Here is a 16,259-nt window from a genome sequence, read left to right as displayed (position 1 = left end):
CTAACCACGATACACATCAGCCAACTGTCTGTAAAGGCTCTGTCTCAGCACTCAGCAACACACACCTTGGCAGGGTCTCGAAGACGAGTTTTACCCGTTTATCGCCGAATTCGCGCGCCTCGGCGCTCGTCACGTCGAACAGTTTCGCCTCGGCGGATTTGTTCGACGGACCGACGTTTTTCAGCGCGCCGTCTTTGAGTTCGACCATGAACGACGTGATGTCGAGGGTGAGCACACCCGCGCTACGAGCACTCGACGGTTAACTGCTGGCCATCCGACGGAAACGATTATGGAAACCGCGCGCCATTCCGTCGCATGGCAGAGACGCGCGAGCAGCGACGCGAGGAGATCGACGCGATACTCGACCGCAAGCCGGGCACGCGAGAGACGCGCGACGAGGCCGACCGCTATACGGTCGTGGGGGCTGCGAGCCGCGCAACCTTTGGAAACTGGCTGACGCCAATCGAGGAGCATTTCGTCTGTCATCGCAACCCGATTCCAACTGGCGATGTCGACTCGTGGTCGATAACGCTCGCCGACGGCGAGCGGGAAATCGACCTCCAGCTCGCGGATATCATCGACGACCGTCCCACCGTCGCGGTCGCTCACACGATGGAATGTGCGGGCAACGGGCGCGGCCAGCACGACCCCGAGACCGGCAGCGTCCAGTGGGGCTGTGAGGCCGTCGGAACCGCTTTCTGGACCGGCACGCCCGTCCAGTCGGTGCTACGGGCGGCCGGGGTCGATACAACGGACCAGTGGCTCACTGCAATCGGTGCCGACAGCACCGACGCGGAGACCTTCGCGCGTTCGATTCCGCTCTCGAAGGCACGTGAGGACTGCATCCTCGCCTACGGGATGAACGGCCAGCCCCTGCCCGACGAACACGGTCATCCCGTTCGGCTGGTGGTACCGGGCTGGTACGGCGTCAACAGCGTGAAATGGCTGTCCGAACTCCGCGTGATGGACGGGATGGTTCGTGAGGGAACGCTCGACCGACCCGGCACCCACGCGCGCTGGCAACAAGAGGACTACCGCATCCACGCCGCCGACGAGGAGCCAGTACAGAATGCGACCGTCGAAACCACCGGAACGTGGGCACAGCTCGAATCGGGCGAGACAGCTCCCTACACCTTCGACGAAACGGTGATGTCAATCATCGGTCAGCCGACGGGTGAGGACACCCCCACGCAGGGAACCATCGAAATCAGGGGCGTCGCGTGGGCGGGCGACGAGCGAGCCGAACGGGTCGAGGTATCGACGGACGATGGAACATCGTGGCACGACGCGGAGCTGTTCGGTCCCGATTACGCGGGTGCGTGGCGACTCTTCCGGTACGACTGGGACGCCGACCCCGGCGAGCACACCCTCCTCTCGCGGGCAAGCGACGAACGGGGACACACCCAACCCGAGCGCATCGGCACGCCCGAGGAGGGCTTCGACGCGCTCGAAAACGACCGGTATCCGTGGAACGAAGGTGGCTACGCCGCGAACGCCTACCGACCGAACGGTCTCACCGTCGAAATCACCGACTGATTACGCCAACAGGACCGTGGCGGCCGCGATTCCACGAAAGGCGTAGCCGAAGACGAAGAGTGCGGGAACGGCCGCCGCAACGGCTGCGCGCCCGAGACCGGTGCCGTGGACTTCGCTCGTGCCGACGACGAGCAATCCTGCTCCGTACAGCGTGCAGACGATTCTGAGGGCGGGAAACGGAACGCCAGCGAGCACGCAGGGCGCGCTCGCGTAGGCGATGACCTGCACCGTCTCGCTGACGCCGGCGCGCTCGTCGGCCACCGGAACGAGCGCGAGCGTTTCGATGGCCGCCGCGAGATGGAGCGCAAGCGGCGCGATGAACCCGACGGCGATGAGGAGCGCAAGGAGAGCGGAGGCGAGCCGCTGGCCGGCAATCACTGGATAGGAACCGGGAACGAGCGCGAAGCGGGTCGCCTCCTCGATGGCGACCACAGTCATCACGAACGCGAGTCCGGGCGCTTGGTCGCCCGGCGCGACCCCGGTGGCGAAAAACCGCCGGGGGCGCACCAGCACTTCGAGCCATGCGCGCGCGAGCGCTATCGGCCCCCTGTCGCGCCCGCCGGTCGGATTCTCGACCCACTGGGTCACGACCGATACTCGTGCCGTCTCGCCTATTCCGGTTTCGATGCGCGCATCGAAGTGCCGCGTATTTACGTCGCCACCACGACCATCCGACCGTGAGTCAGGTCTCACCCACCGCGACGTTCGGTCGCCCCGAGACCCGACGCGCGCGAGCAGCCACCGCGTGTGACGAACCGCCGGCGGCCGCCCATAGCCAGCGGGGGCGCTGAATGGTCGTCATCGGCCAGCCGTCGCTGCTGACGGCGGCGTACGCGGCGGGCGTGTTGATGTTCTTCGCGCCGTGTAGCGTCGGCTTGCTTCCAGCGTATCTGACCTACTACTTCACCCACGACGGCGGAACCACCGCTCCCACGAGCCACACCGCGAGCAGCGGTTCGGGAAGCTTCGCACGACAGCTGCTGCTCGCCAACGGCATCCTGCTCTTTCTCGCGGGCGCTGTGCCGCTCTTCTATATGGCGACGGCGGGAATTCGACTGCTCCTTCCGGGCTACGACCTCATCGTCCCGCTGGCGAAACTCGGAACCGGGAGCTATCTCCCGCCGGTGGCGGCCGTGTTCGTCGGCACAGGCTTGTCAGTTCTTGCCACCGGTCGGCGCGGGGCGAGGGGGCTTCGCGTCGGCGGTATTGCCACCCTCGGCATCGTTCTGTTGTACCTGCTGGTCGGCGGCATCGTGCTCGTCGTCGGCCGGTGGGTGCGGCCGTATCTCGGGTCGCTCCAACTGCTCGTCGGCCCGCTGCTGGTGGCGCTCGGTATCGCCTACTTCCGAAATATCTCGCCGCTGCGGGCCATCGAACTCCCCGAGCGCGGCGAAGTATCGGACTCGGAGTTCTTCACCTTCGGCCTGCTCTACGGCGTCGGCAGCCTCGCCTGCAACCTCCCGGTGTTCCTCGGCGTCGTGCTTTCATCGTTTTTCACCGGGAGCTTCCTCTCGGGGCTGGCGGTCTTTGCGGCCTTCGCCGCCGGGATGGGCACGCTGATGGTCGGACTGAGCGTCGTCGCAAGCCTCACCGAGGGGTCGCTCTCGCTCGGGCGCTACGCCGCCCCGGCTCGGACGGTCGGCAGCGCCGCGTTCGTCTGCATCGGGCTGTACGTCACGTGGTACACGCTGCGCTCGTTCGGCTATCTCTGACCGCCGAGGCGTGCGCCCGCCGAGCGCGGCGAAAACGACTCCTGGCGCTAGATGAGCAGCTGAATCTCCGCGTCGGCCATCCGCTGGAAGGCCGTCGCCGCGCCGACGCCCACCTCGACGCCGTCGTAGAAGTCAGATTCGTCGTAATCGAGCAGGTCGATGGTCATCTGACAGGCCTGCAGTTCGACACCACTGTCAAGGGACGTTTCGATAAGCTCCTCGACGCTTGCGACGTCGTTATCGGCGATTCGCTTTTCCATCATCTTCGCGGTTGCTCGGTCCATGCCCGGCAGCGCGGCGACAGCATTTGGAATGGGCATGTTCGGGTTTCCGACCGAACTCAATCCCAGCTCCTGGGAATTCTCTTCATGGAGGATTTCCAGCCCCCAGAACGTGTGAAACACCGTCACGTCCCAGCCGAAGGCTGCCGCCGTTGAAGCCAAAATCAGGGGTGGATAGGCCATATCGAGAGTCCCCTTCGTAGCGATGATGACCATCTGCTGGCTGTCTTCGTCGGCCTTGACCTCGGCGAGTTCGGTTTCGAGTTCCTCGATACGCGCTTCGAGTGTCTCCGCATCTTCAATCGTCTCGCCAGTAGTTGGCTGTGTCTCCGTGCTCATCGCCGGCCCTCCCCACCGCGGGTCCTCGAAAATTCGGCAGTGCTCGTCATCATTACTCGGTCTTGCGCACGTAGTGCTTGTAGACGTCCTCGCCGCCCTGTTCGCTTTCGATCTGGTCGACCAGTTCGACACTCTCGGTCGTATCTGCCCAGCCTTTGATATCGCTCATACTACCGGAATCGGTCGCCAACACTTCGAGGACCTCATCGGGCTGAAGCTCGTCGGTCGCGCCCTTGGTCTTGATGACCGGCATCGGACAGTTCTCGCCCTGTACGTCGAGCGTCGTCGCAGCATCGTGTTCCGTACTCATCTTTGTATTGCCTCTGGTCCACAATACAGCACACGACATTAAAAGAGTTGTGGATATTGTCCATTTCACGAATTTGGTAGGGACGATAGCCCGGCTTAGCCGTTGTTCTGTGGGTTATCGATGAGCCTGAGCCAAATGGATGTGTGTGGAAAGCACTATACTATGGAAACCTTTATTGGAATTCGTCCGGTAGTGGGAAGCGATGAGTGAACAGGAGTTTCCCGAACCGGATGTCGAGGTCGAATCCATCGAACCCGATCGACTGAAAGAGCGAATCGACCGCGGCGAGGAGGTATTCCTGCTTGACACACGTGCAGCCGAGGAATTCGACGAGTGGCACATCGACGGATCGAACGTCACCGCTCACAACGTCCCCTACTTCGAGTTCCTCCTCGGCGACGTTGACGAGGAGATCTTCGAAGGCATTCCCGACGACAGGGAGATAGTGGTACTCTGTGCGAAGGGCGATTCCAGCGAGTATGTGGCAGGACTACTGAAAGAGCGCGGTTACGAGGTGAGCCATCTCGCTCGCGGCATGAACGGCTGGGCGGGTGTCTACGAATACCACGAACTCGACACTGACGCCGACGCGACGATTGCCCAGTATCAGCGCCCCTCGTCGGGCTGTCTCGCCTACCTCGTCGTCAGCGGCAACGAAGCCGCCGTGATCGACCCGCTGCGGGCGTTTGCCGGTACGTACCAACAGGACGCGCGCGCACTCGGCGCGGAGCTCACCTACGCACTCGATACGCACGTCCACGCCGACCACGTAAGTGGCGTTCGCACCGTCGCCGAGGAGTTCGGAGCAACGGCCATCGTCCCGAAGCCCGCCGCCGAGCGTGGTGTCGAGTACGATATCAACTACGAGACCGTCGCGAACGGCGATAGTATCACCGTCGGTGAGAGCGATATCGAAGTGCTCCACACGCCCGGCCACACGTCCGGAATGACGTCCTACCGGGTTGATAACGTGCTGTTCGCCGGTGACGGTCTATTCACCGAAAGCGTCGCTCGCCCCGACCTCGAAGAGGGTGCGGAGGGAGCCGCCGACGCCGCGAGCGAGCTCTACGACACCCTCCAGAACACGATCCTCGAACTGCCCGACGACACTATCGTTGCCCCCGGCCACTTCAGTGACAGCGCAAAAGCCGAAAACGGCACCCACACGTCACGCCTCGTCGATTTAGAGGGTTCGATGGACGCCCTCGGCATGGGTCACGAAGAGTTCATCGAGTTCATCCGGTCGGACATGCCGCCCCGACCTAGCAACTACGAGGAGATCATCGCGACAAATCTCGGCCAGCGCGAGACGAGCGACGAGAGAGCCTTCGAACTCGAACAGGGACCGAACAACTGTGCGGCCAGCCAAGACGCGCTCACGGACGATTGAATGTTCGGGGAAATGGAACTGGCACTCCTGGGACAGACAGCACTCGCGGGACTGTTCCCGCGTGGCATCAGCCAGTACGCCATCGGTGGGGTGCTCATCGGACTGGGGGTTTCGACCATCTACCTCGGAACGGCAATCACACCGGGTGCGAGCACGTTCTTCGAGTCGACGCTGTCGTACGTCTCGAAGATTCCGCGGTTCAACCGGGCGAAGTATCTCGTCTCGCGTGACTGGCGAATCGTCTTCACGCTGAGTATGGTCGCCGGCGCAGCCGTCTACGCGCTCACTCTCGGCGGTGGCGGCTGGACGACTGACGTACAGGCGTGGCGACTGCTCGTCGGTGGCGTACTCGTCGGCGTCGGCACCCGACTCGGGAAGGGTTGCACCTCGGGCCACGGAATCAACGGGATTGCGTCGCTGTCCGGGACGTCCATAGCGAACGTTGGGACGTTCATGGTGACGGCAATCGGGGTTGCGCTCTCGATGCAAGCATTGGGGGTGTCGCCATGAGTGTCGACTCGCGTAGCCCGCTGTTCATGCCGGTGGTCGTCCTCGGTGGCGCGCTGTTCGGGTTCGGACTCGCCCACAGTGGGATGGCCAAACCCGAGATCGTCCTGGATTTCCTCCAGCTACAAGATTTGGGACTAGTGTTCGTGATGGGCGGTGCAGCAGCCGTTACTGGAATCACCATCACGGTCGCGACGCGATACCTCGGCCATGCACCGCTCACCGGCGAACGGTACGGCAAGCGCGAGAAGACCTTCGACCGAAGCGTGCTCCTCGGCGGAGTGGTCTTCGGTGTTGGATGGGGGATTTCGGGGCTTTGTCCCGGTTCGGCGTACGCCAGCCTCGGCATCGGAAACTTCCCTATCCTGATCGGAATCGCTGGAATGTTCCTCGGCGCATACGCCCAGGGCTACTGGCGCTCCTATCGAGAGGGCACTACTGGAACGGCCATGCCAGGTGACTGACGCTCTCAACCACACTCAGAGATGACTACACTCGACCACGAGCAACACGCAGTTCACGAACGACGCGACTGCGGTCGATTCGCCGACGACAAACAGCTGCCACTGCTCGCACTACTGGAGGAGCACTCGTGAGCGACGACACTGCCTCGTTCGACCCGACTGGAGAGACCGAGCGCCACATCGGCCGTGGAATGTTCGAAGAGGAGATGGGTCCGGGTTCGTCGATGGCGCACCTCTATCGCGGGGAAGTCCACCGGATGAAGTTCTGGCGCGAGCGCTTAGACCGCACGACCAACTGGGCCATCACGATCATGGCGGCCATCCTGACGTGGGCGTTCACGGGCAACAACCCCCACTACATCGTGCTGATCGGGCTGGCGATGCTCACAGTCTTCCTCGTGATCGAGGCCCGCCGATACCGGGGTTACGACCTCTGGCGCTCGCGCGTGCGGTTGATGCAGGAGAACGTCTTCGCGAACGCACTCGATGCCTCTCAGGACATCAGTGACCCCCACTGGCGACGCGAACTGAGCGAGGACTATCGCCAGCCGAAGATTAAAATCAGCTTCGAAGAGGCGCTCGCCCACCGGCTGCGCCGTGTGTACCTGCCGCTCATGGCCGTCCTGCTCGCTGCGTGGGTGGTCCGGATCACCGCGTTCATGCCGGGGACCGACTGGCCTGCAAGCGCCGCAATCGGGGCCGTCCCCGGTCTCGTCGTGAGCGCCGCCGTCGTCGCCTGCTTCGTTTGTGCAGCGGTGGTCTCCTTCCGTCCACGCACATGGAAGGCAAACGGCGAACTCCGGCTCACCGATGTCGACGTCTGGAGTGACGCCGAAGGGCACAACGACTGAACTCGACGACGTGGAACCGACGCTTTGACGGCCGAACCACGAGTCGTCGTGACGGTCGTCGGCAAAAGCGACGAGCGCCCACTCGTCCGACCGACAGTATATGTCGATGGTCGACGAACCTCCCGTATGAGTACGTTCGTCGTCATCGGTGGCGACGCCGCCGGCATGTCCGCAGCGAGCAAGGCCAAACGCGACGACCCCGACCTCGATGTGGTCGTCTTCGAGGCCGGCGAGTGGGTCTCGTACGGGGCCTGTGGACTCCCCTACTACGTCAAGGGCGAGATTCAGTCACTCGACGATTTGGTTTCGGTCACGTCCGAGGAGTTCCGCGAGCAACGGGACATCGACCTCCGGACGAACCACGAGGTCATCAGTATCGACCCGGACGACCGAACCGTCACCGCTCGTGGCGAGGACGAGGTGGTGCAAGCATACGACCAGCTACTCGTCTCGACCGGTGCTGCGGCCGTCGAACCGCCAATCGACGGTCTCGATAGGAATGGCGTGTACACGCTCGGATCGATGTCCGACGGCAGGGACCTCCGGGAGTACGTCTCGCGGGCGCGCACCGACGGCGACCTCCACCAGCCCGACCGCGGGCCGGCCTGTCAGTTCCTCGAAAACTGCAACGGTCCCGTTGGAATCGTCGGCGGCGGCTACATCGGCATCGAGATGGCCGAGGCACTCGCGGCCAACGACTTCGAGGTGCACCTCTTCCAGCGCGGTGGCCGAATTTTGAAATCGTTCAGCGAGGCGACGAGCGAAGCAATCGGCGACCACCTCGCAGAACAGAACGTCGCGGTGAACCTCAACACGGAAGTCGAGGGACTCGCCGGCGGTGAGGTGGTCGAGGCGGTCGTCACCGAGTCGGGACGAACGCCCGTCGAGATGGTGCTCGTCGGGACCGGCGTCAGTCCACGGACGGACATCGCCGAAGAAGCCGGTATCGAGCTTGGAGAGACCGGTGCCATCGCGGCGGATGCCTACCGAGAGACGAACCTGCCGGACGTGTACGCCGCGGGCGACTGCGCGGAGGCCGAACACGTCGTCACCGGCGAGGCCGGGTATGTGCCGCTCGCGCTGACGGCCAACCGCCACGGTCGGGCGGTCGGCCGGACGATTGCAGGGAATCCGACGAGAGGTGGCGGTGTCGCGGGGACGGCGGCGGTCAAGGCCTTCGAGGTCGAAGCCGCCCGTACTGGTGTTCTCGACGGTAGGGAGGCCCGCCGTGCTGGCTTCGACCCCATCACCGAGACCATCGACACGAAGTCGCGCGCCGGCTACTACCCGGAGGGCGGCACAGTCAGGGTGACGCTCACGGCCGACCGCGAGTCCGGACGCGTCTTGGGTGGGAGCCTCGTCTCCGAGTACGGCGAGGGAGCCGTCCACCGGAGCCACGCGCTCGTTGGCGCGGTTACGGAGGGGGTCACGCTCGGCAAACTGTCGAACTACGACCTCGCGTACGCGCCGCCGTTCAACACGACGTGGGACCCCGTGCTGACCGCGGCGAAGGTACTCGACGGGAAGCGCTGACAGGGTAGTGTCGATATCCCAGAACAGCGGGTGATGACTCACTCTACAACGAAACCGGCGAACGGTGACCGTTCTCGTTGATGAGAGATGCGTGGGCTGAATGCGACTCGCTGCCGATGTGCGTCTGGTGCTCAGTCGGCGAGGACCGCCGAGAATGGGACCTTCAAGGGAGGGAATTGTCTATCGCAATATGGTGTTTATCAACGGACCGCGCGGCGCTTTTATCCGGGGCGAGCATAGGGCAAGCGATGGTGCGCAACATCGCAAGCGAGATGGCCGCCCTCGACCCCGAGGACTTCTATCTCCTCTCGGGCGTCGAGCAGGGGATGCGCTTCAGCGAGTGGGTCAACCGGGGGAAACTGCCCGAGTTCGCCGACCTCACACCCGAAAACGTCGACTATCGTCTCGACCGCTGTGCCGACCGGGGGCTGCTCGAACGCCGAACCATCCAGTACGAGGGCTACAAACTCACCTTCGAGGGATACGACGCGCTCGCCCTGCATACCTTCGCCGAGCGCGGCACCATCGAGGGAATGGGCGCGCCGCTCGGCGTCGGCAAAGAGAGCGACGTCTACGAGGTCGCCTCCTACACGCCCTTCGCGCTCAAGTTTCACCGTGAGGGGTACACCAATTTCAGAGAAGTGATGCGCGAGCGCGAGTACACCGCCGACCGCGAGCACGTCTCGTGGATGTACACCGCTCGCAAGGCCGCCGAGCGCGAATACGACGCGCTCGAAACGCTCTATCCCGACGTCTCGGTCCCTCGGCCCGTCGACCAGAACCGGCATGCGGTCGTCATGGAGAAACTCGCTGGCGTCGAACTCTCGACGGCAACACTCGACGCCGAGCAAGTGGTTGGGGTCTGTGACCTCGTTCTTCAGGAGGTCGCGGCGGCCTTCGAGGCGGGCTACGTCCACGCCGACATGAGCGAGTACAACGTCTTCGTCGCCAGCGACGGCGTGACCGTCTTCGACTGGCCTCAAGCCGTCCCCACCGACCACGCGAACGCAATCGAGTTCCTCGAACGCGATATCGAGAACCTGCTCGGCTACTTCACTCAAAAACATCCGAGCGCCATGCCGGCGGTCGATGCCGAACGGATAGCCGCCGCCATCATCGATGGAACGTTCGAGTCGCTGAAGAGGCATCGATAAACTTCATCTCACGATATAGAACCTGCCAGCTGCCGCTGCCCCAGAGACTCGGAGGATGGATTGCTACAAACCACCCATCTGCTTATAGATCGAGAGAGCGAGTTGATGTCTCAGAATCTTCAGCAGTCAGTCATTGCTGATTACGTTTTATCGATTACAGTTCATCCCACGATTCTCACACGGTCTCCCTAGACTCTTGATCAGTTTTATGAATACTCCACGCATGGCCGCTCCAGGATTTTAGTCAATTTTATGAGAATGGAGAAGTATTATATTTCAGCGATTGTTTCATGGTAATCATTACCCAGCGCACCGCGCTTACAAATGAGATGAAACTAAGCACTATCCGAGGCCGGCCAGATATATCTATCATGTAAAGAATTTCGTGAAATTTAAATCACAGCAGTAGTTTCTCTACCTATCGTGCGTGAGAACTCCATTCGTCCAAGTCTCGCTACCGAGGCGGCGTTTCGGGGGAAGGAGAATGACAAATATAAAACTATCTAGAGCTTATGCCAGTCGGGTAAGCAAGCGCTCCCGAATCACGAGCAAACACGGGAGCACCGTCATGCACGCGACGAACGCGTAGACGATGCTCAGTCCGGTCACGATACCGAACCGCTGGAGCGGCGGCGACAGCGCCAGTGCGAGCACTCCGAAACCGGACGCGGTCGTCACCGCACTGCCAAGCAACGCACCGCCGGTTCCCGTGAGTGCTGTCGACAGTGTGTCCGCGAGCGAGTCGTGACGAGCGCGTTCGTCGACGAACCGTTCGCTGACGTGGATGCTGTAATCCACGCCCAGACCGATCGCCAGACTCGTGATGACGACGGTTTCGCTGTTGAACGGGATGTCGAGCACTGCCATCGTCCCAAGCAACCATGCAAGCGCGATGACGACGGGAACGAGCGCCGATTCGCGGAGCAGTTCGAGTTTCCGATACACCGTCGAGGTAGAGAGACCACAGTCCTCACGCAGGTCGCTTGCCGATTTCGGCTCGTTTAGCCGAGTGAGAATCTCTCGACAGGTACTGTCGTCGAGCGATTGCAACACTGGCGGGAGAGCGGGTCCGTCGGATTCGTCGGACGACAATCGGGCCATTTCGGTAGCTGAGTCAGTCGAGCCAGTGTTCGGCGGGATCAGTGATAATCGATTCGACCCACTGTGTTGCTCGCTCATCTCAGATGCTGTATACTGTGGTTTTGTTTCCGGAGTCGACGGAACTCATGTCGTACTTGATTCTTTCGGCGGAAAGGGTATAGGGGTCTCGGTCGTTCCCAGATAGCTGGAATAGCCCGATTCCAACCGCCGTGCGATTCCTGCTCGTCGACGGATGGTAGTCCCCCGATCCGGGACGCCCCCATCGATGTTTATCCTCCAGCGTCGAATACGACGCTGATGACACACGGGGCCATCACCCGAGTTGAGCCGCGAGACGCTGGGCGTGGGGTCGAAGTCGGCGCAGCATCCCGACCGAGCAAAGCCAGTACGATGGACACACCGCTGCATACGAGGGTTCGTCGATGACGAGTATGCTCAATGTAACCATTATCCACACGGTCTTCGCTGCGCTGTGGACGGGTGGCCACACTCGTAGTTGCAGGTGCTGTTATCCCGGCAGCACGCAGCGAGTTGCTGAGTACGGAAGGGCTGATTCTCATCGCACGACGGTTCTGGTATTTCACGGTCGGTTCAGTCCTCCTGTTATTGTTCAGCGGCGGGCATCTCGCAGGGACACTCTATACCGCTGAAACGCCCCAGTCGACCGGCCGAGGGAATCTCGTACTGGCGATGGTCGGTCTGTGGCTCGCCCTCGCAGTCGTGCTTTTCTTCGGCTTTCGTCGGTTGACCAGCACCCAACCGGAGCAGTCAGCGGTAGCGGTGGCAACGAAAGCGCGACCGTGGTTTCTCGGAGCGAGTGCGGTCTCGATAGCACTACTCGTCGTCGCTGGGCTTCTCTAACCAACTCGCACGAAATCACAGTTGCGTTCTGTCATTTCGGTGGCACCGGTGATCTCGCCGGGTTCTGGAAATTTCGCAAACGGTAGTTCGGGAACAGATGGTCAACGAGTGCTGGCGTGGACGTCGTGGATGAAAAGACAGAACAAGATTATCCGCCGAACAGCGGGTATGGGCAAGCTTTCGCCGGCGGAGATGACCAGTACGTGTTCTCCAGAACCGGTGCATCGAGCGGTATGAACAGCAGCGAGAGGTCCACGGCTCAGACCGGTGGTCAGTTGCCCGTCGCCGTTACTCCGCCTCGTCCACGACGCTCCGGTCCAGCTCTATCCCCAGTCCGGGTCCGTCGGGAGCCGTAACCGTGCCCTCGTCGTGGTCGAGCGTCTCGGTGAGGAGGAAGTCGCGGGCGTCGGGCGTCAACGGCGGTTCCATCGGGAACTCACACCACCCAGAGCGCGCGGCGGTCATCACGTGGAGGTTTGCGGCGAAGCCGACGCCGTTGGTCCACGTGTGCGGCACGAACTTGACACCCTGATCGCGCGCGCTCGCCGCGATTGCCGCGCCTTCCTGAATCCCGGTGGCGAGCATCGCGTCGGGCTGGAGCACGTCCACCGCGTCGTGGTGCAGGAGTTCAACGACGGACCTCGTGTGGTCCGTCGTTGAACTCCCCGCCGGCGATGGGAACGTCGGTGCAGTCGCGCAGGCGGGCGTACCCCCGGTAGTCGTGGCGCGGCAGCGGCTCTTCGAGCCACGCGATGTCGAGTCCTTCGAGGTCGCGCGCGCGACCGCGAGCGCCTCGGCGAACGACCACTGCTCTTCCTCCTCGATGGCGCGTATCGCCCAGCCCTTGTTTGCGTCGACCATCAGCGTGAGGTCGGGGAACGCCTTACGCACCTGCCGAACGATGTCGACGTCTTCCTTCGAGGTGATGCGGAGTTTGACCGCCTCGAACCCCTCGTCGAGTCGGTCTTCGATGTAGGCGATGCGCTCGTCGGCCGGCTGGACCTCGCCGGTGCTCGCGTAGGCTGGAATTTCGTGGCTGGTGGTCCCGAGCAACTCGTGAATCGGTTTGCCGGCGTCCTTACCGATGATGTCCCACAGCCCGACCTCGATGTGCCACGGCCGCGCGCTGAGGAGGTCGAGCGAGGCGAGCTTCCGGCGGATGTGGGCGACGTCGTGCGGGTCCTCGCCGAGCAGGAGCAGTCTGAGCGTATCGTCGTAGGTGATACCGGCCGGAATGCTCGGGCTGGCCGTGATGCCGGTGATGCCCGCGTCGGTTTCGATTTCGAACAGTTCGCACTCGTGGCTGCCCTGCGGGTAGCCCGGCACCCACGTCGGGTCGAAGCTCCCGTCGAGGTCGTGGGCGAGGTGGTACTGGGTGACGCCAGTTATTTCCATGGACGACCGTGTATGCGACGTGTAGATAATCATTACTATTTCGCTCATATGACATCAGGAAAGTATATTCTTCATGCTCGACAAAATAATGGAACCAATTCGACAATCTGAATTACGCGGATAGACCGAGAGATAAAACGACCTAGCCGACCTCCGTCAGTATTCGAACCCGGTATCGATGTACTGTGCGTTTTCGGTCGTGGTCTGAATCGCTTCGCTGTACTGGAGGGTTTTCTGTATGCCACCGTCGAGTTCGAATTTCTCCTCTTTCCGTCACTACTCCCGCCTACGAAAGCGGGTATATTGAGGGCTATGCATCGATTCTTGGCGATAATCAAATCAAAGTGATCAGTACCATCCCCGAAAATACATCACCAGCAACCACTGACGGTTGTCAAATATGACCGCTTTCCGGAGGCAACCGTGACGCGTGTCGCGTCGCTTCTGACCGAACTGACGCTCGATGAAAAGCTCCAGCTCATCCACGGCACGGCCGACCCCGATAGCATGGCGACCGGCTATATCTCGCCGATAGAGCGTCTCGATATCCCGCCGCTTCGGTTGGTCGACGGTCCGCTCGGCGTCCGCGCGGAGGGCGAATCCGCGACCGCGTTCCCGTCGTCAATCGCTCTCGCCGCGTCGTGGGACCCAGACCTCGCGCGACGTGCGTGGCACGGTGACGGTCGAGATGCGATAAATCGGGAGAGTGCGCCGTCTGAGTTCGGCTAGTCACTTTCTTTATTTATAGAGTACACAGAAGGTCATATTGTCGAGATGTAGGGGTTATCGGAGCAATCCATGATTTGCGAAAGTCCTTCCCAGTAGCTGGGAGATACAGGGCGCACACCGGTCACGGAACGCGCTCAGTTTCGCCGTACGTATAGATCGGAGAGATAACAGCGAGCGCAGTTTGGTGTGTTACGCTGGCATCGAAGATCGCAGCGCTGTGTCGACCCGGAAAGCTGGTTACTGCATACCCGTCGTCGGATGAGGCCGCTTTACAGGGTGATCTGCTCACCGTCCTCAGGAACGAGAACGTCCTCCGTCTCCGAGCGCAATTCCTCGCGCGAAAGAAGGCAGTGGTTGATGGCCTCCATGTGATCGACAACGAGCGTCGCATCGGTCGCATCGCGAGCGGCGTTGATGTCCGCGACACCCATCGTGATGGGGTCGCCCTGCTCGAACTGTGCTTCGCCACCGTTGAGGACGACCATATCGGGATCAAACTGGTCGAGCGTCTCTTCGACCGGGTCGTACCAGATCGTATCCCCAGCGATGTACAGCGTTTCGTCGGCCTCGAAGACGAATCCGGAAACGGGCCCCATTCCTTCAGCTAGCTCACCGTGCCCGTGACGTCCCGGCGTCCGGTGGAGAGAAATGTCGTCGAAGGAGGTCTCGTCGTCGACAGGCCGCACGTCGGTGAATCCCTCCTCAGTGAAGGCGTCTGCCTCTTCGGGCTGACAGAAGAGCGGGACATCCGCGTCGAGTTCTTCGATGGCTGCCTCGTCGAAGTGGTCGGGATGGCGATGGGTGACGACCACTGCGTCGTAGGAGAGGTCGACATCAGGAAGCGGTACGAGCGGATTCCGGTCTTGGTTCTCTGTCGTGAGGAAACCGGGAACTCCTGGGGCTTCGGTCACGGTGGGCATCTCGCCTTGCGGTGTGAACAGCGGATCGACGAGGAACGTCGTCCCATCAACGGTCGCAAGGACGGTGGCGTTCCGGACGAGCTGAACACTGATGTCGGAATCAGTCGTCATACACGACTCCCTTCGGGAGACGGCGGGTTGAGACTTGCGTTGAAATATTCCGAGTTCAACTGCCGCGGGTTCGACCGGGAGAGGGTGCTCACCGTATGAACTCGATGTTCTCGGAGTCGACCGCGGGCCGTCGCTGATGATTCCAGACGAGCTCAACCACAGCTCTGCTACCGCGGAGATTCCCGAGACCTTGGTCCGGATATCGGTCGGCATCGAACACGTCGACGACCTCTGTGCGGACCTTCAGGCGGCACTGCCGTAGGCGAGCGTTCCCCTTTCGTTCCCACTGTCCCGACCCGCAAGCTGGTCGACTGTACCCGGTCGTAGTAGCTGCAACCAGGTGTACGAACCGTTTCCAATCGAAAAAGTGCGGATTATTCGAGCGGTTCGATGGCGTCACCGGGGCGAATCATTCCATCTTCGAGAACGTCCGCTCGGAGACCTCCTCGGTGAGTGAGCGCCTGCAATACGCCATCGTGAGTGATGCGCTGAAGGTGACTACACGGTTCACACAAGCGATCTCCTCGACAGATGGCGTCACCGACCTGGAATCGTTGTCCAACGAGATGGTTGAGTGCGACATCACGAGTTTCGATGTTCCGTCGGTGTTCGCCCGGTGCGAGTTCGATTCCCGCTTCACGTTCGATTGCTGTAACGGCCTCCTGCTCGATCAACGTGAGGTCGTACCCATCGTGGCGTTGCTCATCTGATTCCCACTTGACGAAGGTCCCCGTCTCGATCTCGCTAAAGTACCGGTCACCTCGCAGCCCCTTTCCGGTGATTGCTTCAACGTCGGGCTGTTCCGCCATCTGAGCTTCGGCTTCGTGTGCGATAAACGCCCGCTCGACGGTGCCAAACTCGGTCATGCGTGCTATACCATTTTACAGAAGTATAAACAGTCGGGAGTCCTCCCTTACGGGTGACCGATACGCGCCGTTTGTGCCCCACAGTACGTCTCTGACGAACAGAGGGAGAACATGGCGATATCGTCGACATTGACGAATGATCCGGCAAGTGTCTGCAACAAGATTTTCCGCTCGGCATTCAATTTATACATGTATGACA

General features: G+C 61.6%; 16 protein-coding genes and 4 pseudogenes. 11 read left to right on the top strand and 9 right to left on the bottom strand.

Annotation, left to right across the window (positions count from 1 at the left end; genetic code table 11):
• Positions 1-16: 16 nt before the first annotated feature.
• Positions 17-235, bottom strand: a complete 219-nt coding sequence (locus ACQUQO_RS09525; protein WP_435077748.1) for a hypothetical protein — start codon at positions 233-235, stop codon at positions 17-19.
• An 80-nt stretch (positions 236-315) separates the two neighbouring features.
• Here ACQUQO_RS09525 and ACQUQO_RS09520 point away from each other — a divergent pair, with 80 nt between their 5' ends.
• On the top strand, positions 316-1,536 hold the full coding sequence (locus ACQUQO_RS09520; RefSeq protein WP_435077747.1) for a sulfite oxidase: 1,221 nt from the start codon (positions 316-318) through the stop codon (positions 1,534-1,536).
• On the opposite strand, the gene ACQUQO_RS09515 is transcribed toward ACQUQO_RS09520, so the two are convergent.
• Entirely contained in the window at positions 1,537-2,124 is a 588-nt protein-coding gene (locus tag ACQUQO_RS09515) for a YIP1 family protein (protein ID WP_435077746.1), read from the bottom strand.
• A gap of 203 nt (positions 2,125-2,327) precedes the next feature.
• On the opposite strand from ACQUQO_RS09515, the gene ACQUQO_RS09510 reads away from it, so the two are divergent.
• On the top strand, positions 2,328-3,248 hold the full coding sequence (locus ACQUQO_RS09510) for a cytochrome c biogenesis CcdA family protein (protein WP_435077745.1): 921 nt from the start codon (positions 2,328-2,330) through the stop codon (positions 3,246-3,248).
• A 47-nt stretch (positions 3,249-3,295) separates the two neighbouring features.
• Here the strand turns inward: ACQUQO_RS09510 and ACQUQO_RS09505 are convergent, their stop codons facing one another.
• Entirely contained in the window at positions 3,296-3,868 is a 573-nt protein-coding gene (locus tag ACQUQO_RS09505; protein WP_435077744.1) for a DsrE/DsrF/DrsH-like family protein, read from the bottom strand.
• 52 nt (positions 3,869-3,920) lie between these two features.
• Positions 3,921-4,178 carry a sulfurtransferase TusA family protein gene (locus tag ACQUQO_RS09500; protein WP_435077743.1) on the bottom strand — a complete coding sequence of 86 codons (258 nt, stop codon included), beginning with the start codon at positions 4,176-4,178 and terminating at the stop codon, positions 3,921-3,923.
• Positions 4,179-4,380: 202 nt separating this feature from the next.
• On the opposite strand from ACQUQO_RS09500, the gene ACQUQO_RS09495 reads away from it, so the two are divergent.
• The 6 genes from ACQUQO_RS09495 (at position 4,381) to ACQUQO_RS09470 (ending at position 10,077) form a co-directional block, all read left to right on the top strand.
• The gene (locus ACQUQO_RS09495) at positions 4,381-5,568 is read left to right on the top strand and encodes an MBL fold metallo-hydrolase (RefSeq protein WP_435077742.1); all 1,188 of its coding nucleotides are present in this window, start codon (positions 4,381-4,383) and stop codon (positions 5,566-5,568) included.
• Entirely contained in the window at positions 5,569-6,078 is a 510-nt protein-coding gene (locus ACQUQO_RS09490) for a YeeE/YedE family protein (RefSeq protein WP_435077741.1), read from the top strand.
• The gene (locus tag ACQUQO_RS09485) at positions 6,075-6,539 is read left to right on the top strand and encodes a DUF6691 family protein (protein WP_435077740.1); all 465 of its coding nucleotides are present in this window, start codon (positions 6,075-6,077) and stop codon (positions 6,537-6,539) included. Before ACQUQO_RS09490 ends, ACQUQO_RS09485 begins: the two co-directional genes overlap by 4 nt.
• 128 nt (positions 6,540-6,667) lie before the next feature.
• Entirely contained in the window at positions 6,668-7,390 is a 723-nt protein-coding gene (locus tag ACQUQO_RS09480) for a DUF2270 domain-containing protein (RefSeq protein ID WP_435077739.1), read from the top strand.
• A 126-nt stretch (positions 7,391-7,516) separates the two neighbouring features.
• Positions 7,517-8,923: an FAD-dependent oxidoreductase gene (locus ACQUQO_RS09475; RefSeq protein WP_435077738.1), complete on the top strand. Its 1,407-nt coding sequence runs from the start codon at positions 7,517-7,519 to the stop codon at positions 8,921-8,923.
• A 248-nt stretch (positions 8,924-9,171) separates the two neighbouring features.
• On the top strand, positions 9,172-10,077 hold the full coding sequence (locus ACQUQO_RS09470; protein WP_435077737.1) for a serine/threonine-protein kinase RIO2: 906 nt from the start codon (positions 9,172-9,174) through the stop codon (positions 10,075-10,077).
• Between the two features lie 510 nt (positions 10,078-10,587).
• Here the strand turns inward: ACQUQO_RS09470 and ACQUQO_RS09465 are convergent.
• Positions 10,588-10,986 (bottom strand): annotated as a pseudogene (locus ACQUQO_RS09465) (MMPL family transporter); the annotation flags it as partial.
• Between the two features lie 6 nt (positions 10,987-10,992).
• Positions 10,993-11,178: pseudogene (locus tag ACQUQO_RS09460) on the bottom strand (helix-turn-helix domain-containing protein); the annotation flags it as partial.
• Between the two features lie 422 nt (positions 11,179-11,600).
• Here ACQUQO_RS09460 and ACQUQO_RS09455 point away from each other — a divergent pair.
• A pseudogene (locus ACQUQO_RS09455) lies at positions 11,601-12,039 on the top strand (hypothetical protein).
• 288 nt (positions 12,040-12,327) lie between these two features.
• Here ACQUQO_RS09455 and ACQUQO_RS09450 read toward each other — a convergent pair.
• Positions 12,328-13,434 (bottom strand): mandelate racemase/muconate lactonizing enzyme family protein, encoded by a 1,107-nt coding sequence (locus ACQUQO_RS09450; protein ID WP_435077735.1) that lies wholly within the window; start codon positions 13,432-13,434, stop codon positions 12,328-12,330.
• A gap of 423 nt (positions 13,435-13,857) precedes the next feature.
• Between ACQUQO_RS09450 and ACQUQO_RS09445 the strand changes: the two genes are divergently transcribed.
• Entirely contained in the window at positions 13,858-14,163 is a 306-nt protein-coding gene (locus ACQUQO_RS09445; protein WP_435077734.1) for a hypothetical protein, read from the top strand.
• A 269-nt stretch (positions 14,164-14,432) separates the two neighbouring features.
• On the opposite strand, the gene ACQUQO_RS09440 is transcribed toward ACQUQO_RS09445, so the two are convergent.
• On the bottom strand, positions 14,433-15,194 hold the full coding sequence (locus ACQUQO_RS09440; protein WP_435077733.1) for an MBL fold metallo-hydrolase: 762 nt from the start codon (positions 15,192-15,194) through the stop codon (positions 14,433-14,435).
• Positions 15,195-15,321: 127 nt separating this feature from the next.
• Between ACQUQO_RS09440 and ACQUQO_RS09435 the strand changes: the two are divergent.
• Positions 15,322-15,456 (top strand): annotated as a pseudogene (locus ACQUQO_RS09435) (PLP-dependent transferase); the annotation flags it as partial.
• 112 nt (positions 15,457-15,568) lie between these two features.
• Here the strand turns inward: ACQUQO_RS09435 and ACQUQO_RS09430 are convergent.
• On the bottom strand, positions 15,569-16,060 hold the full coding sequence (locus tag ACQUQO_RS09430) for an MOSC domain-containing protein (RefSeq protein WP_435077732.1): 492 nt from the start codon (positions 16,058-16,060) through the stop codon (positions 15,569-15,571).
• Positions 16,061-16,259 lie beyond the last annotated feature (199 nt).

Origin of the sequence: Halococcus sp. AFM35 (genome assembly GCF_051195015.1) — an archaeon.
GTDB lineage: Archaea > Halobacteriota > Halobacteria > Halobacteriales > Halococcaceae > Halococcus.
Note: the sequence above shows the minus strand (reverse complement) of the source record. Positions and strands in the feature narration are given on the sequence as shown.